Source organism: Kribbella sp. NPDC051586 (assembly GCF_044453965.1).
Classification (GTDB): Bacteria; Actinomycetota; Actinomycetes; order Propionibacteriales; family Kribbellaceae; genus Kribbella.
In genome coordinates this window covers 1,374,637-1,397,882 of sequence record NZ_JBITDF010000002.1, presented here as the reverse complement: position 1 = coordinate 1,397,882, position 23,246 = coordinate 1,374,637, and the positions used below count along the sequence as shown (strand labels likewise).

Genomic DNA, 23,246 nt, shown 5'->3' with positions numbered 1-23,246 from the left:
GTGATCGCACTACGCATCGGCTTGGCTGCCTTCTTCCTGATGGTGGCCGTCACCGTGCAGACCTCCGTGCTGAGCAACATCGCGGTCGCCGGGGTGACGTGTGACCTCACACTGATCGTCGTGATCGCGCTGGCGCTGTCCCGCGGGCCGGAGTGGGGTGCGATCGCCGGATTCGTCGGCGGTCTGCTGCTCGACGTCGTGCCGCCGGCGGACCACACAGCCGGCCGCTGGGCGCTGGCGCTGGCCATCGCGGGGTACATCGCCGGCCTGATCCGCCGCGAGACCTCGAGCGGACCGGTCGGGCCGGTCGGTGTCGCGCTCACGGTCGTGCTCGGGACGGCGGTCTCGTTCTTCATCTACAGCGCGACCGGCTCGCTGCTGCACGACCCGTCGGTCGACTGGGGCGAGTTCGGCGTCCGCCTCGGTATCGCCGCGGGGTACGACGTGGTCGGCGCGATCGTGGTCATCCCGCTGGTGATGTGGATCATGGGCCGAGTCCAGCCGGCTCGCGAGCGACGAGTATTGCCATGAGCTGGGACGGATTCGAAGCGCCGCTGAAGGCGCGGTTGCGGTTGTTCGTGATCGGGGTGCTGGTTTTCTCCTTGCTGTGCACGCTTTTCGGCCGCCTGTGGTACATGCAGGTGATGTCGAGCGCCGACTACACGCAGGCGGCGACGCAGCAGCACATCCGCCAGGTCCTGATCCCGGCCCCACGCGGCACGATCGTCGACTCCAAGGGACGGACCCTGGTCGGCAACCGGGTCTCGCTGATGATCACCGTCGACCGCTCGGTGCTCGCCAAACTCCCCGACAGCCAGCAGAACGTCGTCCTCGCCCGCCTGGCGAAGGTGCTCGGCCAGAAGCCCGCGGACCTCAAGGCCCGCACCATGCTCTGCGGTGAGCCGGGCGCGTCCAAACCACCCGCCTGCTGGAACGGCACGCCGTACCAGCCGATCCCGGTGGCGAAGGACGTCAGCGAGCAGGTCGCGATCGACGTGATGGAGCGCCGCGAGGACTTCCCCGGGATCGCCGCCGATTCGCAGACGCTGCGCGCGTACCCCGAGCCGTTCAAGGTGAACGCGGCCCACATCCTCGGGTACCTGTCGCCGATCACCACCGACGAGCTCGCGGACATGGACAAGGCCGGGCAGGACTCGGTCCCGCACCGCTCCGACCTGGTCGGCCGCGCCGGCGTCGAGCGTTCGTACGACAAGCTGTTGCGCGGCACGCCGGGCGAGAAGGACGTGATCGTCGACGCGGTCGGATACACCACCGGCATCAAGAAGCAGACCGCGCCGGTCCCTGGCGCGACACTCGTGACCACGATCGACGCGCGGATCCAGGCCTCGGTCGAGGCCAACCTGAAGAACGCGATCATGACCGCGCGCAAGCAGACCGATCCGGTCACCCACAAGAAGTACGTCGCCGACTCCGGCGCCGCGGTGGTCATGGACACCAAGACCGGCCGGGTCGTGGCGATGGCCAGCTACCCGACGTACGACCCGGGCGTGTGGGTCGGCGGCATCAGCCAGCGCGAGCTCGACGCGCTCTACTCGACCAAGTCGGGGACGCCGCTGGTCTCCCGCGCGCTGCAGGCCCAGCTGGCACCCGGCTCGACGTTCAAGCCGATCACCACCTCGGCCGCGCTGAGCTCCGGGTACAGCACGAAGACGCGGCTCGACTGCTCGTCGTACTTCGAGGTCGGCAACCGCCGGTTCAAGAACTACGAGTCGGCCTCGTACGGGATGATCGGCTTCGACCGGGCGCTGGCGCTGTCCTGCGACACTTTCTTCTACCGGGTCGCGTACGCGCTCTGGCTGAAGGAGGGCGGCAACTCCAGCGACATCAGCACCTACGACCCGCTGGTCGAGATGGCGAAGAAGTTCGGCCTCGGCAAGCCGACCGGGGTCGACCTGCCCGGCGAGTCGAGCGGCCGGATCGCCGACCGCCAGTGGAAGAAGACGTACTACGACTCGATGAAGGACTACTACTGCAAGCTGTCGGCCAACCCGCCGGCCGGGACGTCCGCGTTCCTGAAGCAGTTCGCCCGCGAGTTCTGCGTCGACGGGTACAAGTACCGTGCCGGTGACGCGGTGAACTTCGCGATCGGCCAGGGCGACACCACCGTCACCCCGCTGCAGCTCGCGACGGTGTACTCCGCCCTGTCGAACGGCGGCACCCTGTTCGAGCCGCGGGTCGTCCAGTCCTGGGTCGGCGCCAACGGCAAGCCGCACGAGATCAAGCCGGTGGTGAAGTCGAAGCTCCCGGTCGCGAAGAACACCCTGAAGTACATCGACACCGCGCTGAAGCAGACCACCGTGACGGGTACGGCGGCGTGGAAGTTCCAGGGCTTCCCGCTGGACAAGATCCCGGTCCGCGCCAAGACCGGTACGGCCGAGGTCTACGGCAAGCAGACGACGTCGTGGCTGGCGTCGTACACCGATCAGTACGCCGTGGTGATGATGATCAGCCAGGCCGGCACCGGTTCGGGCGCCGGTGGTGACGCGGTCCGGAAGATCTACGAGACGCTGTACAACATCAAGCCGGCTCCGCCGCCCGGGCAAGAGAAGCCGAAGCAATGAGGGCCGGCCGATGGCGCTGCTGACTCCGATCCGGACGCGACCGCGGATGGACCGGCGGTCGACCGTGTGGCACGTGGACTGGGTCCTCGTGCTCGGCGTGGTCGCGCTGTCGTTCATCGGCGCGATGCTGATCTGGTCCGCCACCCACAACCGGACCTCGCTGACCGACGGCAACCAGTACGCGTTCCTGATCCGGCATTCGCTGAACTTCGCGATCGGCCTGGTCCTCGCGATCGGCGCCGCCGTCACCGACCATCGCCGGGTCCGCATCCTCGCCCCGGTCCTGTACGCCGCCTCGATCGTCGGGCTGATCCTGGTGCTGGTGCCGGGTGTCGGCTCGACCATCAACGGGTCGCGGTCGTGGATCCAGCTCCCGTTCATGTCGATCCAGCCGAGCGAGTTCGCCAAGCTGGCGGTGATCGTCGGGATGGCGCTGCTGATCGCGGAGAAGGGCGAGACCGACCGCAACGAGAACGCCCGGACCGTCGACGTCGCCCAGGCCGTCGCGGTCGCCGCGGTACCGGTGATCCTGGTGATGCTGCAGCCGGACCTGGGCACGGTGATGGTGCTCGGCTCGATCGTGTTCGGGATCATCGCGGTGTCCGGCGTGCCGAAACGCTGGATGCTCGCGCTGCTCACCGCCGGCGTCCTCGTCGCGGCGATCGCGATCAAGCTGCACATCCTGAAGCAGTACCAGATCTCCCGCTTCATCGCGTTCGCGAACCCGTCGTCGGATCCGCAGGGCATCGGCTACAACGTGAACCAGGCCCGGATCGCGATCGGCAACGGCGGCGTCTTCGGGCAGGGGCTGTTCCACGGCGGCCAGACGCAGAACGCCTTCGTCCCCGAGCAGCACACCGACTTCGTCTTCACCGTCGCGGGGGAGGAGCTCGGGCTCATCGGCGCCGGCGCGATCATCGTGCTGTTCGCGGTGATCCTGTTCCGCGGCCTGCGGATCGCGATCAACGCGCGGGACGCGTTCGGCCGGCTGGTGGCGACCGGGATCGTCTGCTGGTTCGCGTTCCAGGCGTTCGAGAACATCGGGATGACGCTCGGCATCATGCCGGTCACCGGCCTGCCGCTGCCGTTCGTGTCGTACGGCGGATCGTCGATGTTCGCCTGCCTGCTCGCCGTGGGCCTACTGCAGAACATCCACCTCCGCTCACACAGGTACTGACCTCCGCGGCTGACGCGTCAGATACGCTGCTGGCCGCCGCCTAGAGTTCGGATGCCCATGACCAGGTACGTGTCGTTCCCGCTCGCGCTCGCCACCGCCCTCACGCTGTCCCTGTCCGCCTGCGGTGGGGATGACGACAAGAAGGACGCCGGCACTCCGCAAACCACGCCGACGCCGAGTTCGACGCCCAGCACGCCTGCGCCGGCGTCGACCTCCACTGTGACGGTGACCCGCACGGCAGCCGAGCTCACCAAGGCCCTGCTCGTGCTGAGCGACCTGCCGAGCGGGTTCTCCCTGGAGAAGGACGAGGCGGACGACGGCTCGAAGCCGTTCTCGTCGTCGAGCAGCCGCTGCAAGACCCTGGTCAAATACCTCAACGCCGCCGAGGCTCCGGGGTCGAAGGCGAGCGTGAGCCGCACCTTCTCCGGCGGTCAGGAGGGCCCGTACATCGACTACGGCCTCGACTCGATGGGCACCTCGGACGAGGTCGCCGACCTCCGCGACTCCTACGCCGACGCCGTCGACTCGTGCACCAAGATCACGCTCAGGACCGAAGGGTCCGGCAACACCTCGATGAAGGTCGAGAAGATCACCGCCCCGGCGTACGGCACCAAGCCGTTCGCGTTCCGCCTCACCGGCACGAGCGGGCCCAAACGAGGCCTCGAGTACACCGCCGCCGTCACCGGCGTGGAGGACGTGATCCTGTCCGTCGGTGTCCTCGCCAGCGAAGGCACCGAGCTCGATCCCGCCACCGAGGCGGCCGTCACGAAGGCCCGCCAGGTCCTCAAGCCCGCCTGACGCAGCGAGTAGTGTGCCGCCACAACAGTTGATGTCACGCCGGCGCGGCCACGCTGGCCGGTTGATCCTGGCGGAATTCGAGTCGGCCCGCGGCATGCTCGCCGGCCTCGCGTACCGCCTGCTGGGCAGCTGGCACGACGCGGATGACCTGCTGCAGGAGGCGTACGTCCGCTGGTCGGCAGCCGGCCGCACCGATGTGGCCGGCGAGTGGGTGGTCGGACGCGCCAAGGTGGCGCAGTTCTTCACCCACATCTATGCGCGCCCCGGGCTGAACGTCGTACCGCTCGATCTGGCCACGGCCCGGCGGCAACGATCACCGCTCGCGGTCCTTCCAGGGAGGGATGGATCAGAGTTGCCGGGCCGCCGCGCCGATGAGCAAGGGCTCGGCGAAGCGGCAGATCTCCTCGGCCGCGTCGAACTCCTGACTCGTCGGCTCCCACTCCCCGGTGGGCGCGCCGGGCCAGCTGTGGCCCCCGCCGAACACGGTCCAGGCCGCGACGCGGCACCCCCCGACCCCGGCGGCCGAGTCGGTCCGGCTCGAGAGCTCGGTCGAGCGCGTCGTACCGGGATCAGGCGCGCAGCGGTCGATCGTGCGCCAGCGGTCGGCGGACTCGGCGAGGGAGAGGGTGCGACCGCGAAGCTCGCCGTTCGGTCCGCGCCGGCGGGAGTGACCGCCCTCGATCGGGGAGATCTCGTCGGCGGTCCCGTGGATGAGCAGCGCCGACACCGCGTGCGTCGGTCCTACGTCGGCCAGCCCCGCCGGCAGCCCACCGGCGACGGCCGCGAGAACCGCCACCCGATCGCTCGCTGTCAGTGCGAGGCGATGGGCCATGAAGGCGCCGTTCGAGAGGCCGGCCACGATGTTGCGATCGGGCGAGGTCCCGTGGTGCTCGGCCGACCACTCGATCAGCGCGGTCAGGAAGGCGACATCGTCCACGCCTGCCTCGTCGGCCGCGGTCACGCCGCGACCGTCCGCCCACGAGCCGTCGACACCGTCCGGATAGACGATCGCGAACCCACGGGCCTGTGTCTGCCGGTCGAATGTCGTCAACTCGCGCATCATCCGGGCGCCGTCCCCGCCCGGGTTGTTGCCGTGCAGCACCAGCACCAACGGCATCTGCTGCGCCGGCGTCGCGACCGGCACCCGGATCGTGAACGTGCGTTCCCGGCCGCCGACCCGCAACACGTCGGTCACTTGCCGCCCCTTCCATCAGATGCGCAGGCAAACTGCGCAACCAGACTGTATATTATGCCGCCATGGGAGCGCCTGACGCCGGGAAGATCGCCGACGAGTTGCAGTTCGTCGTCGGCGCGCTGGTCCGGCGGCAGCGGGCAGTCTCGCCACCGCACGACGTGACGCTGTCCCAGGTCTCGATCCTGAAGCGCCTCGAGCGTGAGGGTCCGCACACCGTCGCGGACCTGGCCCGGCTGGACAAGATCACGCATCAGTCCGTCACCGTCTCGGCGTCCAAGCTGGTCGATCGGGGCCTGGTCCGTCGTGAGCCGGACGCCGGCGACGGCCGCCGCAAGCTCCTGGTCATCACCGCCGCCGGTCAGAGCCTCCTGGCCGACCGTCGCGATGCCGGCCATGAGTTGCTGACCGAGGCGATCGCCGCCCGGTTCAGTCCCGCCGAGCAGACCCGGATCAAGGAGTCCCTGACGCTGCTCCGCCGCCTGATCGACTGACCTGGTCCGCAGCGGCCAGCGGCATGATCGTCGTACGGCGGTGGTGTTCGAAGACGACCGAGCTGCGGATGTCGGCGATCTCCTGGCGTTTGGCCAGCGCGAGGACGAGGTCGCGGAGCGCCTGGGTGTCCTTGACGGCGACGTGGGCGAGGAAGTCCGAGGCGCCGGAGACCATGAACATGTCCAGGGTCTGCGGGAGTTGCATTACGTAGTCCTGGAACGCGGTCGCGACTGCCATCGCCTGTGGGCGGAGCTTGATCGAGATGATCGCCTGGGTGGACCGGTCGATCGCCTGCAGATCCACTTCCGCCCGGTAGCCGCGGATCACGCCCCGGTCGCGCAGCCCGCGGATCCGCTCCAGGCAGGTCGACGGCGCGATCCCGAGCTCGGCGGCCATGTCCCGGTTGGTCCGCCGGGCGTCGTTCTGCAGCATCCGCAGGAGCGCCGTATCAAGTTCGTCCATGACAGGAAGTTTGGCAGATCCGCCGAACGATGTTCGGATCATGGCGCGCGATGCCGTGCGTCCGGCTAGCTTTGCCGCCGTGCTGACGAACAAGATGGTAGTGGTCATCGCCGCCGGGACACCGGTCGGCGTGGCCCTCAACACCGCTGCCCTGCTCGGCGTGGGCCTCGGCCACCACCACGACCACGTGGTCGGTCCCGACACCGTCGACGCCTCCGGCGAGCTCCACACCGGCATGTGCGCCTACCCGATCCCGGTACTGCGAGGTACCGCCGAGCAGTTGCACGACCTCCGTGGCCAGGCAGCGGCCCGCCCGGACGTCACCGTCCACGACATGCACGAGGCCGCTCAGCGAGCCCGGACCTACGACCAGATGTCCGCGACCCTCGCCGGCACCAAGCCCGAAGACATCACCTACCTGGGTCTGGCCCTCTACGGCCCGCGCCCTACCATCGACTCGCTCACCGGAGCCTTGGGCCTCTACCGCTAGCCGACGGCTACGTAGGGTGGACCCATGCGACTCAACTACGTGGAGACCGGTCCGGACGACGCGCCTGTGGTGTTGCTCGGGTCGTCGCTGGGCGCCAATCACGCGATGTGGGCTCCGCAGGTGGACGCGCTCGCCCAGCGGTTCCGGGTGGTTGCGTTCGATCACCGCGGCCACGGCGAGTCCGGCGTCCCGGAAGGTCCGTACACGATCGACGACCTCGGCGGCGATGTCGTGGAGTTGCTCGACACCCTCGAGGTCGACCAGGCGTCGTACGTCGGGATCTCGCTCGGCGGATCGGTCGGGCTGTGGCTCGCCCAGCACGCGCCCGAGCGGATCCACCGCCTGGTGGCGATCTGCCCGCCGTCCAACACCGGGGCCGACCCGCAGACGTGGACCGACCGCGCCGCGCAGGTCCGCGCCGAAGGCACGCAGGCGATCACCGATGCGACCCTCGGCCGCTGGTTCCTCCCCGACTCCAAAGAGGACATCGAGCCCGTCCGCCAGATGCTCCTCGACTGCCCCGACGAGGGGTACGCCGCCTGCTGCGAGGCGGTCGGCGCCTTGAACCTCCTCCCCGGGCTCGGCGACATCACCGCCCCGGTCCTGGTGATCACGGCCGAGTCCGACACCTCGGTGCCGCCCGAAACCGTCGTACCGCTGGCCGCCGGGATCCCCGGCGCCCACCTCGAGGTGATCGAGCAGGCGGCCCACCTCGTCACCTACTCGCACCCCGACGTCGTCAACCCGCTGCTCCTGGCCCACCTCGCCTGAGCCCCGCGATTCCGGCGTACGGCGGGGGCGGCGTTAGTCTGGTAGGCGCTCCGATCCGCTGACTGGAAGTTTGGGATGACTGTCGAATCGCTGTTCCCGCGCCTGGAGGCGTTGCTGCCTAGTGTGCAGAAGCCGATCCAGTACGTCGGAGGTGAGCTGAACTCGGTCAGCAAGGAGTGGGACGCGGTCAGCGTGCGGTGGGCGCTGATGTACCCCGACGCGTACGAGGTGGGTCTGCCCAACCAGGGCGTCCAGATCCTGTACGAGGTGCTGAACGAGCGCGACCACATCCTGGCCGAGCGGACGTACTCGGTCTGGCCGGACATGGAACAGATCATGCGGGACAACAAGATCCCGCAGTTCACGCTGGATTCTCATCGGCCGGTCCGGGCGTTCGACGTTTTCGGGCTCTCGTTCTCCACCGAGCTCGGCTACACGAACATGCTGACCGCGCTCGATCTCGCGGGCATCCCGTTGCACGCGGCCGACCGCACCGACGAGGACCCGATCGTGCTGGCCGGCGGGCACGCGGCGTTCAATCCCGAGCCGATCGCGGACTTCATCGACGCCGCCGTGCTGGGTGACGGCGAGGAGATCGTGCTCGCGATCTCCGAGGTGATCCGGGAGTGGAAGGACGAGGGCCGCCCGGGCGGTCGCGACGAGGTGCTGCTCCGGCTGGCGAAGTCCGGCGGCGTCTACATCCCGAAGTTCTTCACCGTCGAGTACCTCGCCGACGGCCGGATCCAGCGCGTCACGCCGAACCGCCAAGGCGTTCCGTTCCGGACCGCGAAGCACACGGTGATGGACCTCGACGCGTGGCCGTACCCGAAGAAGCCGCTGGTCCCGCTGGCCGAGACCGTGCACGAGCGGTTCTCGGTGGAGATCTTCCGCGGCTGCACGCGCGGCTGCCGGTTCTGCCAGGCGGGCATGATCACCCGGCCGGTGCGTGAGCGCAGCATCACCACGATCGGCGACATGGTCGACAACGGCCTGAAGCAGACCGGTTTCGAGGAGGTCGGCCTGCTCAGTCTCTCGAGCGCCGACCACAGCGAGATCGCCGACGTCGCGAAGGGCCTGGGCGACCGGTACGAAGGCAGCAACGTGTCGCTGTCGTTGCCTTCGACAAGGGTCGACGCCTTCAACATCACGCTGGCCAACGAGTTCTCCCGCAACGGCCGGCGCAGCGGTCTGACGTTCGCGCCCGAGGGTGGGTCGGACCGGATGCGCAAGGTGATCAACAAGATGGTCACCGAGGAGGATCTGATCCGCACGGTCGCGGCGGCGTACAGCCACGGCTGGCGGCAGGTGAAGCTCTACTTCATGGTCGGCCTGCCGACCGAGACCGATGAGGACGTGCTGGCGATCGCCGCCCTCGCGAAGCGGGTGATCGAGACCGGTCGCGAGGTGTCCGGCCGTCGCGACATCCGGTGCACGGTGTCGATCGGCGGCTTCGTGCCGAAGCCGCACACCCCGTTCCAGTGGGCGTCGCAGCTCGGCGCCGAGGAGACCGACGCGCGGCTGTCCAAGCTCGCCGCCGCGATCCGGTCCGAGAAGGGGTACGCGAAGGCGATCGGTTTCCGGTACCACGACGGCAAGCCCGGCATCATCGAAGGCCTGTTGTCGCGCGGCGACCGCCGCGTCGGCCGCGTGATCGAGGCGGTCTGGCGCGACGGCGGCCGGTTCGACGGCTGGAGCGAGCACTTCTCGTACGACCGCTGGGTCGGGGCCTGCGAGACGGCGCTCGACGGCGAACCGGTCGACCTCGCCTGGTACACCACGCGGGAGCGCGAGTACGCCGAAGTACTGCCCTGGGACCACCTGGACTCCGGCCTGGACCGCGACTGGCTGTGGGAGGACTGGCAGGACTCGCTCGAGGAGGACGGCGCGATCGAGGTCGAAGACTGCCGCTGGACCCCGTGCTTCGACTGCGGCGTCTGCCCGGCGCTTGACACAAGTATCCAAATCGGTCCGACAGGCAAGAAGCTGCTGCCACTGACTGTGATGAACACTCCCGACGGCGCGAACTCGCTTTCCTAAGGAGGCCACCCACGCATCGGGAGACGGAACCGGAGTTTCGTCAGACCCACCGGGCGAAGGAATCCCGCTTGATGATCAGACGCTCGCGCACGTCGGTCGGGATGACCAACTCGACTTGGACCGCTGGAGCGCGCACACCCTTCACCGCCGTACGCCTGACCTTGCATTTCACGCCGATCCGAAGGAGATCGGCGGTCATAAGGTCCATGCCGCCGGCTTCCCATCGCGCCCGGAACGTCTGGCCGTCGTGGACGTTCACCCAGTGGGCTCCTCCAGCCTCGGCGCCCTGGGCGTACTCGCGGATCTGCACAGGCTCGTGCCCGAATACGACGAGCACCTCATCGACAAGCTCGCCGTAGATCTCGTCCGGGTTGGGTGCGCCACGGCCTCCGCTGCGGCAGGCTCCGCAGCGGAGATACCGGTACTCACGCGCATTCTTGGTCGTCTTCTGCACAGTCATGTTGGTCTCACAATCCGCACAGATCATGACTCCGAGGAACCTGGTTGCTCCGCCGGATCGGCGTGCGGGCTGGCTTCGCGACGCCCGGTCAAGAGCTTCCTGGAGGTCGCTGAACTCTTCCGGAGTGAATATCGGCGCGGCCACTTTGATCGGCTGTCCGTCCCGGCCCAGGACCAGCTTGGACCGGCGAATGCCGCCGTCCTTGTCCTCTTCCACTCGGTAGCCCATAAGGGCGGGGTTCCTGAGCCGGCGGAGCAGAGTGGACGGGGTCAGCCCCGGTTTGCAAAGACCCGAGCGCACGAGAACCTTGACCATGCGCCGAGCTGAGCAGGGGCGCCGGCGCAGGGCCGCGGACCGGCACCAGTGCAGCGCCCGGCAGGCGGTCGTGTCTATGCGGAGAACGATCTCTCCGTCACTGTCCTGGTCGGTGACGTAGCCATAGGAGGGTTTGCCGACCAACCAGGCGCCTTGAGTCTTGGCGTATTCCCACAGACTGGCAGCGCGCTTGCTGGTGCCGGCTGCCTCAATCTCGGCGATGCTGCCGATGATTGAAGCCATCGTTCTTCCGGCCGTGGTTGTCAGGTCGATGCTCTCGCTCCTGGAGACAAGGTTCTTGTCGTATTTCAGGCACCAGTCGATCATCGTGGACAAGTCCGACAACCGACGGACGAAGCGGTCCAACTTCCAGAAGAGCAGTACATCGAACTCGGGCAACCGGTTGTTGATCCAGTCGCCGAGCTCCTTGCGCTTCCATGGCGGAACCTTCGTAGCGCTGACGTTGAGGTCCCTGGCAACCCCGACGACCCTGAAACCCTCCCGCGCCAAGCGCCGCAGATCGAGCTCTTGTCTGACCGGTGAGGTCGTGTCAGCTCGGAGTACTGACAGTCTGATGGACAACAGAGCCCGTGGTGCGTTGCTGGGCAACAGGGTTTCTGCCTTTGCCAAATCTTCCAGCAATGCTGAGTCGGCGCTCGTCCACTCGGTCTCGACGGTGTACCGCTGCTCGGGTCCTGTACGTCGCGGGCCCCCCGGTACCATCCGTGAATGGTATCGGGGGTCAGCCTCTGCCTCCATTTGCCTCAGGCAGGAACAGAAGCACACCAGTGCCCGCGAATTTAGTTGCAGTAGTAGGCCGGGGTCGGCGTGGTTTCTGTCTGGTCCTGCCAGTGGGCGACGCCGACGTAGTACCCGCAGCCGGTGCCCTCGTCGAACCATGCGCCGCCGCCGGAGTACGCGTAGGTCTCCGCAACCGTCGTGAACGGTCCGCTCGCGCCGGCGCCCTTCTGCAGTTCGACGCGGACCTCGGTGACGCTGTTCGAGCAGCCCTCGAGGCCGACCGCGACGTACAGCATCAGCGCGGAGTACCCGACCGAGTTGGCGGTGACCAGATCGCAGGCCGCGGTCGAGGCCTGTGCCGGCGGCGCGACCGCCAGCCCGGCCGCAGCCGCCGCAGTCGCCGTGATCGCACCAAGGAGTTTCCTCATCTGTCCACCCTCCGGTTGGAAATCTACGGAAGGTAAGCAGGTTAGGTCACTCAGTTACGGCTCGTCGAGCCTTTCGGGCCCGCCGAAAGAAGCAGGTCGCTGAGCAAGACCTCGTCAGCGCTGCCCAGAACCAGGTCGGCCGCGTTGACCGCGTCTGCTGTCACGAACGGATTGGGTACGGCGACCGCGAACATCCCGGCCGCCTGCGCCGCCGCGACGCCGTGCGCGGTGTCCTCGACAGCGATCGCCGCCGGGCCGGGTACGCCGAGTCGCCGCAGCGCCAACCGGTAGATCGCGGGATCGGGCTTGTGCGCCGCGACCTCGTCCCCGGTGACGACCTCGTCGAACAGCTCGACCGCGCCCACGCGCTCCAGGTGGCCGACCACCCAGTTCCGGGGCGAACTGCTGGCGATCGCGACCCGGAGGCCCAGCTCACGAGCCGCCGAGATCCATTCCGGGATCCCGGGCCGGAAGTCGAGCTCGGCGTGCAGCCGCTCGCGGTGGGCGAGCCGGCGCGCGTGACTCTCTGCCCGGTCGAACCCGGTCCCGACGGCAGCCGCGAGTACGGCGTACCGGTCCTCGCTCACGTCGCCGCCGTGACCCGGCCAGAACCCGTCGAGATCGAGCTCGAGACCGTGGTACGCCCACTCGCTCTGCCAGCTCTCGACCATCGTCGTCTCGGTGTCCATCAGCAGACCGTCGAAGTCGAACACGATCGCCCGCACGTCCGTCGGCACCAGCCGCGCCGCGAGCCGGTGGATCTGCGGCGGAGTCAGTCCGAGATCGGACAGGTACGCACGGATCCCGCCGAACTGCTCGTCCACGTGCTCGAGCGAGGCGAGGATCGTGGACGGATGCGTCCGGGAGAAGTCGGGTCCGTCCCGCAGTCCCAGCTTGACCTCACTGACCGCGTAGTCCGCGGCGATGTTCGAGCGGGGTACGCCGACGAGGTCGAGCAGGAGAGCGACCGTCAGGCCCGTCCGGTCCTTGCCGGCCTTGCAGTGCACGACGACCGGCCGGTCCGACGGCGCGTCGGCGATCGCGGTGAAGATCCTGCCGATGTGCGCCGCGTTGCGAGTCAGGCTGTTGCGGTAGACGTCGACCAGCCGCGGCTCGGCGGCCGGATCACGAGTCGCTTCGGCCGCCGGGTCGATCCACGGGATCCGCTGGTACGCCGGACTGCCGGCCAGCGGATGTGGTTGCTTCAACTCCCAATCGGACCGCAGATCGAGCACCAGCCCGGCGCCGACCTCTTCGAACGAGGCCAGCCCCGCGGCGTCGATGCACTCGCTGCGGAGCAGAGCCCGCGCCCGCGTCGGCACGCCGTACCGCGTCGGAAGTCCGCCAACGTCACGCGCATTCGGGCTCCACATACCTGTCAGCTTAGGACAACACCTCCTAGCGACTCGAAATCGTGCCAGGATCCGTCGAAAGCCTTGTGGTGCAGGGCGGAATCCACACCGACCGCGAACACGTCGATCCGGCCGGGGCTCCGGGAGACCACTGAGCCTGCTGGTTGTGGACGGCGTTGGACGGCGGCCGGTTCGAGCCAGCCGGCCAGGGCGGCGATGTTCATCCGGAGGATCTCGGTCGCGAGCGCCCAGTCGATGAAGTCCAGCGTGTCGTCGGCGGAGTGGATATGGCCGTTCGCACTGTCCGCGCTCTCGATCGTCAGGACCGCCGGCACACCGGCGTTGATGAACGGGACGTGGTCGCTGGCGAACGGGTTCAGCGAGGTCTCGACCGTCAGCCCGGTGTACGTCGCGGCCGCGGTCGCGAGCGCCGAGATCTGCGCCGACGACACCGGCGCGCCCTCCAGCAGAACACCGTCGGCCGCGGAGTTCTTGGTCCCGATCATGTCCATGTTGAGGACGGCGCGGATACGGGACCGCTCCGCCGGCGGCAGCGCCGCGACGTACTGCTTGCTGCCGAACAGACCCTCCTCCTCGCCGCCGAACAGGACCAGGCGGATGTCGTGCTGCCACCTGCGCGTGGACAGCAGACGGCCGAGCTCGAGTACGCCGGCCGAACCGCTGCCGTTGTCGTCCGCGCCCGGAGCCGCCGCGGCCGGGCCGCCCGCGATGTTGATCGAGTCCAGGTGTGCGGTGACGACGACCAGTTCGCGATCGACGCCGACGCCGGGCCGGTCGCCGATCAGGTCCGCCGAGTGGCCCGCGCCGACCGTGATCGGCAGCCGGGACACTTGGTAGCCGAAGGCAACCATTCGGTCGGCGGCGAAGTCCATCGCCTGCGTGAACGTCGTACTGAGCGAGTGCCTGGTCGGCAGGCTCGCCAGCCAGGTCAGGTCGCTCTGGTACGACGAGGTGGACACCTCGCCGACCAGATCCGCGACGACCGGGTCGGCCCGCGCCGCGGAGACCGCCTGATTGTCGACGACGATCGTGTTCGGGCGGAGCTGCTCGATCCGCCAGTGGTGGTTGGACCGCCGACGGGGTTTGTCGGCCGACGAGATGACCAGATGCCGGCCGTGGTCGAGCAACGGCGTGACATCGGGGTAGTCGTCCTGGAAACTCCGGCCCACCTGCGTGACGAGCAGCAGACCGGGAACAGTCCGGGAGGCCCGGCCGAGGCGTTGGTCGGCCGGGACCCAGAGGAGGGTCTTGTCCCCGAACCGCGCCGAGCGCGCGCCGCCGGCGGCGTCCGCGGTCGGTACGACGAGGTATCTCACGGGTCCTGCAGTCATTGGTCCTGCCAAGCAATCTCGAGTCGATCGGATGACTCCGACACGATCCGCCCGGTCCCGTCGGGGAGATGCAGGCGGCCGGCCGGGTCCCAGCGGCCGGGTGGGCCGGGGGAGGGGGCGTCGCCGCGGCCGATCAGCAGCGGCACGAACGTCCCGTCCGGGCGGAACTCCACCCCCCGCCGGCCACGGGCCGGCGGGAAGGCGAAGTCGTCGCGGCGGTAGACGCTGATCCCGTCGTGGTCCTCCTCGAAAGAATGCGTCCAGCGCCCGGTCGGTGAGGTGGTCAGATCTGCACCGCCTGTCCGATCGCGGCGGGCGAGTCCGGAACCGTCAGCCTGAAGTCGCTGATGATCCCGCCGAGCCCTTCGTACCCGGTGACCGACGGTCCCCAGTTCGAGCCGTCCCACCACTTGTGGTACAGCTGCTTGTCGGTGCCGGTGACGAACACGTCGAGCCGGTTCGTGTCCCACGAGACCACGCGCGGCTCGTCGGTGCAGATCCCGCCCATGTACTCGTACCCCGTGACGCTCGGTCCCCAGGAGGATCCGTCCCACCACTTGTGGTAGAGAGCGGAGTCGGTTCCGAGCAGGAACACGTCGAGCCGGTCGGAGCCCCACGAGACCACGGTCGGCGCCGTCGTACACACGCCGCCCATGTACTCGTAGCCGCTCCACGACGATCCGTCCCACCACTTGTGGTACAGCGCCGAGTCGGTCCCGATGACGAACAGGTCCAGCCGGTTCTCGCCCCACGCCACCACGCGTGGCGGCGACGCGCAGACGCCGCCGAGGTACTCGTACCCGTTCCAGGACGAGCCGTCCCACCACTTGTGATAGACCGCGTTGTCCGTGCCGAGCACGAACACGTCGAGCCGGTCGGGGCCCCAGGCAACGAGTTCGGGTGGGCTCATGCAGACGCCGCCGAGGTACTCGTAGCCGTTCCAGGACGAGCCGTCCCACCACTTGTGGTACAGCGCCCGGTCGGTGCCGAGGACGAAGGCATCGAGCCGGTTCTCACCCCAGGTGGCCAGCCGCGGCGGGCTCATGCAGACGCCGCCGAGGTACTCGTACCCGGTGACGGACGGTCCCCAGTTCGCGCCGTCCCACCACTTGTGGTACAGCGCGTGGTCGGTGCCGAGGACGAACGCGTCCAGCCGGTTCGGGCCCCAGGACGCGACTTCAGGAGCGCTCATACAGATACCACCCATGTACTCGTAACCGGCGACGGACGGTCCCCAGGCCGATCCGTTCCACCACTTGTGATACATCGCCAGGTCGGTGCCGAGGACGAACGCGTCCAGCCGGTTCGCGTCCCACGACACCACCGAGCCGGCCGGTTCCGGTGTGCCACCGGAACCGAACACCGGCAGGTCCTTGCGGGCGAGGTCCAGCGTCGCCTGCATCCGTGCCACCTGGTCGGTGGTGAACATGACCATGCCGCGGTCGTCGGTGTAGTCCATGTAGTCGTAGAACAGGTCACCGTTCGGCCCGTTGCTGCACGTCACGTGCGGGAACGCCGGTACGCCGAAGTTCGGGCCGGCCGCGTTCGGGGTGTCGGCGCACTCGTCGGTGCCGCTGCAGCCGCTGCCGTCGTCGCCCCAGATGTGGAACAGGTTCAGGTAGTGGCCGACCTCGTGGGTCGTCGTCCGGCCGAGGTCGAACGGCGCCGCCGCCGTACCGTTCGTGCCGAACCCGCTGTGCAGGATCACGACGCCGTCGGTGTTCGCCGGACCGCCCGGGAACTGCGCGTACCCGAGCAGACCGCCGCCGAGCTGACACACCCAGATGTTCAGGTAGTTGGCGGGGTCCCACGGGTCGATCCCGCCGGTCGCCGACGACTTCACCTTGTCGTCGGTGCCGAAGCTCGCCGTACTGGTCTGGGTCCGGGTGACACCGGTCGTCGGGTTCCCGTTCGGGTCCTCGGTCGCCAGGAAGAACTCGATCCGGGTGTCGGCGATCAGGCCGCTGAACACACTCGGCACGATGCTGGTGTCCGGGTTGGTGGCGCGGTAGTCGCGGTTCAGCACGTCGATCTGGCTGTCGATCTGTGCCTGCGAGATGTTCTGGGCGTTGGTGTTCCAGACGACGTGGACGACGCACGGGATGCGGGCGATCCCGCCGAAACGCTCCTGGCGGTCGACGTAGACCATCGTCGCGGTTTCGAGCGCCGACCGCGTCGCGGCGTACGCCGGGTCGGTCGACAGCAGTCTGCGGTGCACGTCCATCACGCCGCACTGCCTGCGGGTCGGGAACTCGGTCCGTCCGCCGTCGCCGGTGGCGCCGCTCATACCGGCACCACTGGCCTGGCCGCCGCCTGTCATCCCCGCGCCTGCAGGCGATCCGCCGGCGTTCATGTCCGCCGCGGGTGATCCGCCGCCGCCCATGTCGGCTGCCGGTGATCCGCCGCCGCCGCCCATGTCCGCCGCCGGCGATCCGCCGCCGCTCATCGTCGTACTGCTCGAGGCCGGTGCCCCGGCCATCGGCATGCCGTCCGCCGCGGGCTGTCCGTTCGCGGCATGCCCGTTCGTGATCTGCTCGGTGGCCGGGGCCTCACCCGGCATCCGATAGTCGTCCCGGTGTTTGTCCGCTCGCCCGTTGGCCTTCCTCGGCATCTCTCCCCCTTCCGGCGGGGGCGCACGAGCAGGTCGGCGTACGCGCGCCGAACCGAGAAGATTCACCCCCAGCGCACCCCTCGACCGAAGACGGTCCATACCGCCTTCCCCCACCGAACAGTAGGCCCCCAAGTCACTGCTCTGCGTTTCACGTTCCTCCGATCAGCCCGTGCCCACAACCCTTCACGACAAGACTTTCGGATCTGCACAGCCTCGTTTTGTCTACAGTGCAGGATTGACCCCATGCAGCGTGAGAAGTCGATCCCGTTCGAGGTGCGCGGACAGCGCGGGTTGATCTCGGTCCGAGTCGTGCCGAACGACGATCCGTGGGCGTCGGGGCACCAACTCGTCGTACCCGATCTGAATGCCGAGGCGTTCCGCGGCTTCCCGGTCTGCACGGCGTCGCTCAGGTACCACGGGCGCGGGATCAACTCGATCATGGGCTGGATCCAGGTCGTCGTTCGTGGGGCCGACGTGACGGTCGACCGTGCGCCGAATCTCGACGGGACCGATCCGTTCTACGCGTACGGGTATCTGCCGACGTTCTTCGATGCGCCGGCGAATCCCGATCACCCGGACGGGACGTGGCGTGCCGACACGTTCCTCGTCGTCGTACCCGACGTGATTCGTTCGCGGACCGTGGTGCCGATCGCTGGATTCACCTGGGGGTACGAACTGCGGGCGGGTCGGCCGACGCTGCTGGATGTCGCCGGCCGGTCCGTGGCGGATTGGGGTGGCCATCGCGAGGTGTTGGAGACCGGCCATCCTGCGTGGAGCTTCGGCTAGAGAGTGCGTTCCCACATCGTGCGCTGGGCGACCGGGCGGAAGCCGAGTTTGGTGTTGACCGCGATCATCGGGGTGTTCTCGGGCGCGTTCCAGGTGTGGAGCACGGCGGGACGGGCGACGCCGGTCTGGATCGCGCGGAGGTTCGGGGCCTTGACCGCGATGCCGAGTCCGTTCCCACGGTGCGTACGGCGTACGTAGGTGTCGTACTGGTTGAGGCGGTCCGGAGTCTCCGGCGTACCGCCCATCTGGGTGTACGCCGCGAGCTCGCCCGACGCGGTGTGGACGGCGGCCGTGGTGTAGGTGAACCGGCCTTGCGCCACCCGCCGGGCTTCGGCGTTCCGCACCAGCTCGGTCGTCCACTGCACGGGCTCGGCCGTCCGCTCGCCGGTCGGTACGTCCTCGCTCATCCCACTCAACAACTCGACGAACTGCTCCAGCCACTCGTCCGGCGCATGCTCACGCCACTGCACCAGCTCGTATCCGTCAACGCGCCGCTCCAGCGCGGTCAGATCGACAGGTAGTTCAACCACTTGATGCAGCTCCGCATGCTTCTGCACAAAGCCGCGCGCGGCGGCGAACGCAGTACCCGCGCTCTGTCCCGTCACCGGATCGCCGGCCATGTTCGTCCCCGACATGATCCGCCGCCCCTCGGCCCGGGCCCGCTCGACCGCGGCATCCAGCAACCGGGTCCCCACCCCTCGCCGCCGGTACTGCGGCGCAACCGCCAGCTCGACGTCAACCGTGTCGGTGTTCCCCACCAACCACCAATCCAGCCAAGCGATCCCGAGCCAGGTTTCCCCGTCCACCAACCCGAGCCCATCGGCCCGCACGTCGGCGTGCGACCCGGTCATCAGCACCCGGGCTTCCTCGACCCCCAGCCCCACCGGAAACTCGAGCTCCTCGCGCCGAACCGCGAACTTGACCTCGTAGAAGCGCCGGAACACCTCGGGATCGCGCCCGTCGACCGCAACAATCTCCATCCCGGCACCCTAGGGGCCCGACGTCGCCGGGTGCCCGCGAATTACCGGCCGTCAGTGGTGGGGGCGGAGGGCGCGGTTGGCGGCCGGTTCGGCGATCGAGGGGCGGAAGGGGTGGGCCGGGTAGACGCCGAGCAGGCGGACCTCGACCGAGAAGAAGGCGAGTTCTTCGAGGGCCAGTGCGACGTTCGGGTCCTCGGGGTGGCCTTCGATGTCGGCGTAGAACTGGGTGGCGAAGAACATGCCGCCCAGTTGGTACGACTCCAGCTTCGTCATGTTCACGCTGTTGGTGGCGAATCCGCCGAGCGCCTTGTAGAGCGCGGCCGACACGTTCCGCACGCGGTACACGAAGCTGGTGATGACCGGACCCGAGCCGACCGGCGGTACTTCGGGCTCGCGGGACAGCACCAGGAAGCGGGTCGTGTTGTGGTGCTCGTCCTCGACGTCCGACGCGAGGGTCTCCAGCCCGTACAGCTCGGCGGCCGCGCGGGGTGACAGGGCCGCGATGCTCGGGTCAGCCAGCTCCGCGACCTCCCGGGCCGCACCCGCGGTGTCGTCCGCGACGACGGTCGACCAGCCGTGTTCACGGATGATCTTCCGGCACTGGCCGAGCGCGTGCACGTGGCTGCGGACGGTCCGGATCTGGTCGATCGACGCACCGGGCGTGGCCAGCAGCTGGAAGTGGATCGGCAGGAAGTACTCGCCGACGATGTGCAGCCCGGACTCCGGCAGCAGGTGGTGGATGTCCGCCACCCGGCCGGCGATCGAGTTGTCCACCGGGATCATCGCGAGCCCGGCTCGCCCACTGGTGACTGCTTCGAGGGCGTCCTCAAAGGTCGTGCAGGGCAGCTGCTCGCGGTCCGGGAACATCTCGGTGCACGCCATCGCCGAGTTGGCGCCTGGCTCACCCTGATAAGCAATCGGTCCGTCCACGATCTACCAGCCTAGACCCCGAGCATCTCAGCAAGCGGATCAGGTGTCCGTCTTACGGACCTTCTCGGGCGCGCCGGTGACCGCACGGCCCTCGAGCGACTTGGCCTTGGTGGCGTACATGTCGATGTACTCCTGCCCCGACAGCTCCATGATCTTGTACATGATCTCGTCGGTCACGGCCCGCAGGATCAGCCGATCGCTCTCCATCCCCTCGTACCGGGAGAAGTCCAGCGGCTCGCCGAACTTGACCGTGGGCGACGCGAACGACGCGACGACCTTGCCGGGCGGCGCGACCACGTCGGTCCCGATCACCCCGCACGGGATCACCGGCACCTTCGCCTCCAGCGCGAGCCGGGCGACCCCGGTCCGGCCCTTGTACAGCCGCCCGTCGTGCGACCGCGTCCCCTCCGGGTAGATCCCGAACAGCTCGCCGCGATCGAGCACCTTCATCCCGGCCCGCATCGCGCCCTCGGACGCCGACCCTCCGGAGCGGTCGATCGGCACCTGCCCGGTGCCCTTGAAGAACCCGCGCTGGAACCGGCCCTTGATCCCCGCCCCGGTGAAGTAGTCGGACTTCGCGACGAACGTGACCCGGCGCCGCAGTACCAGCGGCATGAAGATCCAGTCGGAGTACGAGAGGTGGTTGCTGGCGATGATCGCCGCGCCCTGCTCCGGGATGTTCTCGGCGCCGACCACGTTCGGCCGGAAGATGCGCCGCACCGGCGGTCCGACCAGGACGTTCTTCAGCACCCAGTAGATGCCCTTGCCGTCGCCGTCGCCGGCATCCACGACCGCAGGGTCCGGCTCCCGCCGCGGCGACTGTGCCGGTTCCGTCATCGATGTCCTTCCCTCACTTGTTCCCCGATCCATCATGATGCCGCACGAACGCCCGCTTGGCCCGTACGTCGCCACGCGGGAACTCCTCACACTTCCAGGCAGAGCTTCGTAAGCTGCTGACGACACCGTCGCCCAGGTGGGGGAGATCCATGCGCGCCAAGGTCCTGACCGCGGTACTCGCGCTGCTCGCCGGCGTACTCGTCACCCTCCCTGCCAGGGCTGCCGCCCCGGACGCGACCGTCGTCCCGATCCAGGTGACCGGCCCGGCGGCGTCGCGGTTCAACCTGGTGGTAATGGGCGACGGCTATACCGCGGCCGAGCTGCCGAAGTTCCGCGAGCAGCTCGACAAGCACCTGAACATCCTGTGGAGCATCGAGCCGTTCAAGTCGTACCGCAACTACGTCAACGTGTACGCCGTCGAGATCGCTTCCCCGGAGTCCGGCGTCGACTGTGATCCCGGCCTCACCTCGCCGCAGCGCGACACCCCGTTGCAAATGGGCTTCTGGGGCGGTTGCAACCCGGGCAGCGTCCAGCGCCTGCTGACCGTCAGCTCGGCGGCCGCGACGCAGTACGCCGACCTGGTCCCGGGCACCACTGCTTCCAACCGGCAGATCCTTGCTATCGGCAACAGCGACACGTACGGCGGGGCGGGCGGGACGTACGCCACCGCGTCCGGCGGGAACGCGCTGTCGGCCCTGATCACGCCGCACGAGCTCGGTCATTCGCTGGGCGGCCTGCAGGACGAGTACGACTACTACGCCCGCGGCGAGCGCGGAGCGCCGTACGTCGGGCCCGAGCCGTCCTCGATCCACCACACTTTGCTGACCGAGCAGCAAATGCTCGACCAGCACGCGAAGTGGTACCGCTGGCTGGGGGAGCGGTCGGAATCCGGTGGGACGATCGGTCGCTACGAGGGCGGCATGTACGCCGGCTCGGGCGTCTGGCGGCCCAGTGCGCACTCGATGATGAAGGCCCTCGGGTACTACTTCGACCAGGTCTCGCGGGAGCGGATGACCCAGCGGCTCTCGGCCAAGGCGAGCCTGTTCCAGGACAGCACGCCGACTGGCGAGGTCGCCGGAGACCAGGTCGTGTGGCTGCAGACGCTCCACCCGCTCGACCATGAACTGACGGTCTCCTGGGCCGTGGACGGCGCGACGCTGCCGACCGCGAACGCACGCGCCGTCGACCTCGCGACGCTGCACCTCACCGCTGGGAAGCACACCCTGACAGCGACGATCGTGGACCCGACCACGTTCATCCGCGACCCCGCCGTACGTCCGACCGCGACCCGTTCGTGGACCATCGACACCGCCGTCACCGCGCCGCCGTCGACCGGTACGCCGACGTTCTCGGGATCGACCTCGACCGAGCACCCGGTCAGCGCTGACGAGGTGGTGTACGCCGAGACCACGCAGCCGAGCGCGCCGATCACCTGGCAGGTCGACGGGCAGACCGTGCCGAACCCGGGCAACGACCGGGACCTCGAGCTGGCGCCGCTCAAGCTGACCGGCCGGCACACCCTGACCGCCCGGGTGGGTATGTCGACGCTCACCTGGACGGTCGACGGTGTCGAGGCCGTGGTGACCCCGACCATGTCGAAACCACTGCTCACCGTGCGGAAGCCGACCGGTCCTGAATACGTATACAACGATGCCTTCACAATGGGGCTCTCGGCAACGGACGACAGCCCGGGGTACGTCGTGCCCGAGTTCCGCGTCGACGGCGACGGTTGGTACAACTACTACGGCTGGCCGACGGACGCGTCCGCGCCGTTCACGTTCACCGCCGAGGGCACCGAGATCGATCAACTCGTCTACGGCAAGCTCGGCGTACCGCGGGTGGTGCCGTGGGACGACGTACCGCCCGGGTACGGGCGCCATCAGATCGAGTACCGCGCGATCGATGCCACCGGCAACATCGCGAGCCCGCGCCGGTTCGCGGTCACGCTCCTGCGGCCGGCGCCGACCTGCACCACGACGATCAGCGGCACGCGCAACGGCCCGCTGTACCTCCGCTCCGGCGTCACCTGTCTGACCAACGCGACCGTCAACGGCCCCGTCCTGGTGTCGGCCGGCGCCTCGTTGGTGGCGACCGACTCTCGGGTCTCCGGCCCGGTTCGTGCCGATCAGGCCGCCGACCTGCAGCTCCTGCGCTCCACCATCGCAGGCCCCGTCACCGCCGATCGGGTCCGCCGAAGCGTGGTCCTCGTCGGCAGCACGGTCCAGGGGCCGGTGTCAGTCACCAAGGCCTCGACCGCACAGCCTCCGGCGCTGGCCGGAAACATCGTCAACGGTCCGCTCGTCTGCTCCGCGAACGCTCCGGCGCCGGTCGATCTCGAGGCGCCGAACAAGGTGTCCGGGCCCCGGTCCGGCCAGTGCGCGAAGCTCTGAGCCGAGCAGACATGGACGTGAGTTTCGCCGACATGTCCCCGGCAGCGCGGTTCTCATAAC

General features: G+C 68.6%; 21 protein-coding genes and 1 pseudogene. 11 read left to right on the top strand and 11 right to left on the bottom strand.

Features of this window, described 5'->3' with window-relative positions:
* The 5 genes and pseudogenes from mreD to ACIA58_RS16980 all read left to right on the top strand — a co-directional run.
* Nucleotides 1-531: a rod shape-determining protein MreD gene (gene mreD, locus ACIA58_RS17000; RefSeq protein WP_396404590.1), complete on the top strand. Its 531-nt coding sequence runs from the start codon at nucleotides 1-3 to the stop codon at nucleotides 529-531.
* Complete coding sequence (gene mrdA / locus ACIA58_RS16995) at nucleotides 528-2,582, top strand: penicillin-binding protein 2 (protein ID WP_396404589.1); 2,055 nt, start codon at nucleotides 528-530, stop codon at nucleotides 2,580-2,582. The genes mreD and mrdA overlap by 4 nt, the downstream gene beginning before the upstream one ends.
* A 10-nt stretch (nucleotides 2,583-2,592) precedes the next feature.
* On the top strand, nucleotides 2,593-3,759 hold the full coding sequence (gene rodA, locus ACIA58_RS16990; protein ID WP_396404588.1) for a rod shape-determining protein RodA: 1,167 nt from the start codon (nucleotides 2,593-2,595) through the stop codon (nucleotides 3,757-3,759).
* A 57-nt stretch (nucleotides 3,760-3,816) separates the two neighbouring features.
* Entirely contained in the window at nucleotides 3,817-4,557 is a 741-nt protein-coding gene (locus tag ACIA58_RS16985) for a hypothetical protein (RefSeq protein WP_396404587.1), read from the top strand.
* Between the two features lie 31 nt (nucleotides 4,558-4,588).
* Nucleotides 4,589-4,696: pseudogene (locus ACIA58_RS16980) on the top strand (hypothetical protein); the annotation flags it as partial.
* A gap of 207 nt (nucleotides 4,697-4,903) precedes the next feature.
* Here the strand turns inward: ACIA58_RS16980 and ACIA58_RS16975 are convergent.
* Entirely contained in the window at nucleotides 4,904-5,752 is an 849-nt protein-coding gene (locus tag ACIA58_RS16975) for an alpha/beta hydrolase family esterase (RefSeq protein WP_396404586.1), read from the bottom strand.
* Between the two features lie 62 nt (nucleotides 5,753-5,814).
* On the opposite strand from ACIA58_RS16975, the gene ACIA58_RS16970 reads away from it, so the two are divergent.
* Nucleotides 5,815-6,243, top strand: coding sequence for a MarR family winged helix-turn-helix transcriptional regulator (locus ACIA58_RS16970; RefSeq protein WP_396404585.1), 429 nt, complete (start codon nucleotides 5,815-5,817; stop codon nucleotides 6,241-6,243).
* Here ACIA58_RS16970 and ACIA58_RS16965 read toward each other — a convergent pair.
* Nucleotides 6,203-6,706, bottom strand: a complete 504-nt coding sequence (locus ACIA58_RS16965; protein ID WP_396404584.1) for an Lrp/AsnC family transcriptional regulator — start codon at nucleotides 6,704-6,706, stop codon at nucleotides 6,203-6,205. The genes ACIA58_RS16970 and ACIA58_RS16965 overlap by 41 nt on opposite strands.
* A 79-nt stretch (nucleotides 6,707-6,785) precedes the next feature.
* On the opposite strand from ACIA58_RS16965, the gene ACIA58_RS16960 reads away from it, so the two are divergent.
* The 3 genes from ACIA58_RS16960 to ACIA58_RS16950 all read left to right on the top strand — a co-directional run bounded on the left by ACIA58_RS16960 (nucleotide 6,786) and on the right by ACIA58_RS16950 (nucleotide 10,004).
* A complete protein-coding gene (locus ACIA58_RS16960) occupies nucleotides 6,786-7,196 on the top strand; it encodes a DUF2000 domain-containing protein (protein WP_396404583.1) in 411 nt (136 codons plus the stop codon).
* A gap of 24 nt (nucleotides 7,197-7,220) precedes the next feature.
* Nucleotides 7,221-7,967: an alpha/beta fold hydrolase gene (locus ACIA58_RS16955; RefSeq protein WP_396404582.1), complete on the top strand. Its 747-nt coding sequence runs from the start codon at nucleotides 7,221-7,223 to the stop codon at nucleotides 7,965-7,967.
* 75 nt (nucleotides 7,968-8,042) lie between these two features.
* Entirely contained in the window at nucleotides 8,043-10,004 is a 1,962-nt protein-coding gene (locus tag ACIA58_RS16950) for a TIGR03960 family B12-binding radical SAM protein (RefSeq protein WP_396404581.1), read from the top strand.
* Between the two features lie 40 nt (nucleotides 10,005-10,044).
* Here the strand turns inward: ACIA58_RS16950 and ACIA58_RS16945 are convergent, their stop codons facing one another.
* From ACIA58_RS16945 to ACIA58_RS16920, 6 genes are all read right to left on the bottom strand, one after another.
* Nucleotides 10,045-11,502 carry a recombinase family protein gene (locus tag ACIA58_RS16945; RefSeq protein ID WP_396404580.1) on the bottom strand — a complete coding sequence of 486 codons (1,458 nt, stop codon included), beginning with the start codon at nucleotides 11,500-11,502 and terminating at the stop codon, nucleotides 10,045-10,047.
* Between the two features lie 77 nt (nucleotides 11,503-11,579).
* Complete coding sequence (locus ACIA58_RS16940; RefSeq protein ID WP_396404579.1) at nucleotides 11,580-11,948, bottom strand: hypothetical protein; 369 nt, start codon at nucleotides 11,946-11,948, stop codon at nucleotides 11,580-11,582.
* Nucleotides 11,949-11,998: 50 nt separating this feature from the next.
* A complete protein-coding gene (locus tag ACIA58_RS16935; protein ID WP_396404578.1) occupies nucleotides 11,999-13,321 on the bottom strand; it encodes an HAD-IA family hydrolase in 1,323 nt (440 codons plus the stop codon).
* Between the two features lie 5 nt (nucleotides 13,322-13,326).
* Complete coding sequence (locus ACIA58_RS16930) at nucleotides 13,327-14,652, bottom strand: M20/M25/M40 family metallo-hydrolase (protein ID WP_396404577.1); 1,326 nt, start codon at nucleotides 14,650-14,652, stop codon at nucleotides 13,327-13,329.
* Nucleotides 14,649-14,825, bottom strand: coding sequence for a hypothetical protein (locus ACIA58_RS16925; protein WP_396404576.1), 177 nt, complete (start codon nucleotides 14,823-14,825; stop codon nucleotides 14,649-14,651). The genes ACIA58_RS16930 and ACIA58_RS16925 overlap by 4 nt, the downstream gene beginning before the upstream one ends.
* Before the next feature lie 110 nt (nucleotides 14,826-14,935).
* On the bottom strand, nucleotides 14,936-17,263 hold the full coding sequence (locus ACIA58_RS16920; RefSeq protein ID WP_396404575.1) for a M43 family zinc metalloprotease: 2,328 nt from the start codon (nucleotides 17,261-17,263) through the stop codon (nucleotides 14,936-14,938).
* Between the two features lie 243 nt (nucleotides 17,264-17,506).
* Here ACIA58_RS16920 and ACIA58_RS16915 point away from each other — a divergent pair, with 243 nt between their 5' ends.
* On the top strand, nucleotides 17,507-18,049 hold the full coding sequence (locus ACIA58_RS16915) for a hypothetical protein (protein WP_396404574.1): 543 nt from the start codon (nucleotides 17,507-17,509) through the stop codon (nucleotides 18,047-18,049).
* Here the strand turns inward: ACIA58_RS16915 and ACIA58_RS16910 are convergent.
* Genes ACIA58_RS16910 through ACIA58_RS16900 form a run of 3 tightly spaced genes read right to left on the bottom strand, consistent with a single transcriptional unit; the run spans nucleotide 18,046 to nucleotide 20,796 of the window.
* A complete protein-coding gene (locus tag ACIA58_RS16910; protein ID WP_396404573.1) occupies nucleotides 18,046-19,029 on the bottom strand; it encodes a GNAT family N-acetyltransferase in 984 nt (327 codons plus the stop codon). The genes ACIA58_RS16915 and ACIA58_RS16910 overlap by 4 nt on opposite strands.
* Before the next feature lie 51 nt (nucleotides 19,030-19,080).
* Nucleotides 19,081-19,959, bottom strand: coding sequence for a prephenate dehydratase (locus tag ACIA58_RS16905; protein WP_396404572.1), 879 nt, complete (start codon nucleotides 19,957-19,959; stop codon nucleotides 19,081-19,083).
* 39 nt (nucleotides 19,960-19,998) lie between these two features.
* Entirely contained in the window at nucleotides 19,999-20,796 is a 798-nt protein-coding gene (locus tag ACIA58_RS16900) for a lysophospholipid acyltransferase family protein (protein ID WP_396404571.1), read from the bottom strand.
* A gap of 149 nt (nucleotides 20,797-20,945) precedes the next feature.
* On the opposite strand from ACIA58_RS16900, the gene ACIA58_RS16895 reads away from it, so the two are divergent.
* Entirely contained in the window at nucleotides 20,946-23,186 is a 2,241-nt protein-coding gene (locus ACIA58_RS16895; protein WP_396404570.1) for a M64 family metallopeptidase, read from the top strand.
* The last annotated feature ends 60 nt before the right edge of the window (nucleotides 23,187-23,246 follow it).

What these genes read in the sequence shown, in the direction of transcription:
- ACIA58_RS16935 (WP_396404578.1), bottom strand. Translation starts at nt 13,321, where the DNA reads ATGTGGAGCCCGAATGCGCGTGACGTTGGCGGACTTCCGACGCGGTAC.
- ACIA58_RS16915 (WP_396404574.1), top strand. Translation starts at nt 17,507, where the DNA reads ATGCAGCGTGAGAAGTCGATCCCGTTCGAGGTGCGCGGACAGCGCGGG.
- ACIA58_RS16930 (WP_396404577.1), bottom strand. Translation starts at nt 14,652, where the DNA reads ATGACTGCAGGACCCGTGAGATACCTCGTCGTACCGACCGCGGACGCC.
- ACIA58_RS16985 (WP_396404587.1), top strand. Translation starts at nt 3,817, where the DNA reads ATGACCAGGTACGTGTCGTTCCCGCTCGCGCTCGCCACCGCCCTCACG.
- ACIA58_RS16895 (WP_396404570.1), top strand. Translation starts at nt 20,946, where the DNA reads ATGCGCGCCAAGGTCCTGACCGCGGTACTCGCGCTGCTCGCCGGCGTA.
- ACIA58_RS16900 (WP_396404571.1), bottom strand. Translation starts at nt 20,796, where the DNA reads ATGACGGAACCGGCACAGTCGCCGCGGCGGGAGCCGGACCCTGCGGTC.
- ACIA58_RS16940 (WP_396404579.1), bottom strand. Translation starts at nt 11,948, where the DNA reads ATGAGGAAACTCCTTGGTGCGATCACGGCGACTGCGGCGGCTGCGGCC.
- mrdA (WP_396404589.1), top strand. Translation starts at nt 528, where the DNA reads ATGAGCTGGGACGGATTCGAAGCGCCGCTGAAGGCGCGGTTGCGGTTG.
- ACIA58_RS16920 (WP_396404575.1), bottom strand. Translation starts at nt 17,263, where the DNA reads ATGCCGAGGAAGGCCAACGGGCGAGCGGACAAACACCGGGACGACTAT.
- ACIA58_RS16965 (WP_396404584.1), bottom strand. Translation starts at nt 6,706, where the DNA reads ATGGACGAACTTGATACGGCGCTCCTGCGGATGCTGCAGAACGACGCC.
- ACIA58_RS16910 (WP_396404573.1), bottom strand. Translation starts at nt 19,029, where the DNA reads ATGGAGATTGTTGCGGTCGACGGGCGCGATCCCGAGGTGTTCCGGCGC.
- ACIA58_RS16945 (WP_396404580.1), bottom strand. Translation starts at nt 11,502, where the DNA reads ATGGTACCGGGGGGCCCGCGACGTACAGGACCCGAGCAGCGGTACACC.
- ACIA58_RS16950 (WP_396404581.1), top strand. Translation starts at nt 8,043, where the DNA reads ATGACTGTCGAATCGCTGTTCCCGCGCCTGGAGGCGTTGCTGCCTAGT.
- rodA (WP_396404588.1), top strand. Translation starts at nt 2,593, where the DNA reads ATGGCGCTGCTGACTCCGATCCGGACGCGACCGCGGATGGACCGGCGG.
- ACIA58_RS16970 (WP_396404585.1), top strand. Translation starts at nt 5,815, where the DNA reads ATGGGAGCGCCTGACGCCGGGAAGATCGCCGACGAGTTGCAGTTCGTC.
- ACIA58_RS16955 (WP_396404582.1), top strand. Translation starts at nt 7,221, where the DNA reads ATGCGACTCAACTACGTGGAGACCGGTCCGGACGACGCGCCTGTGGTG.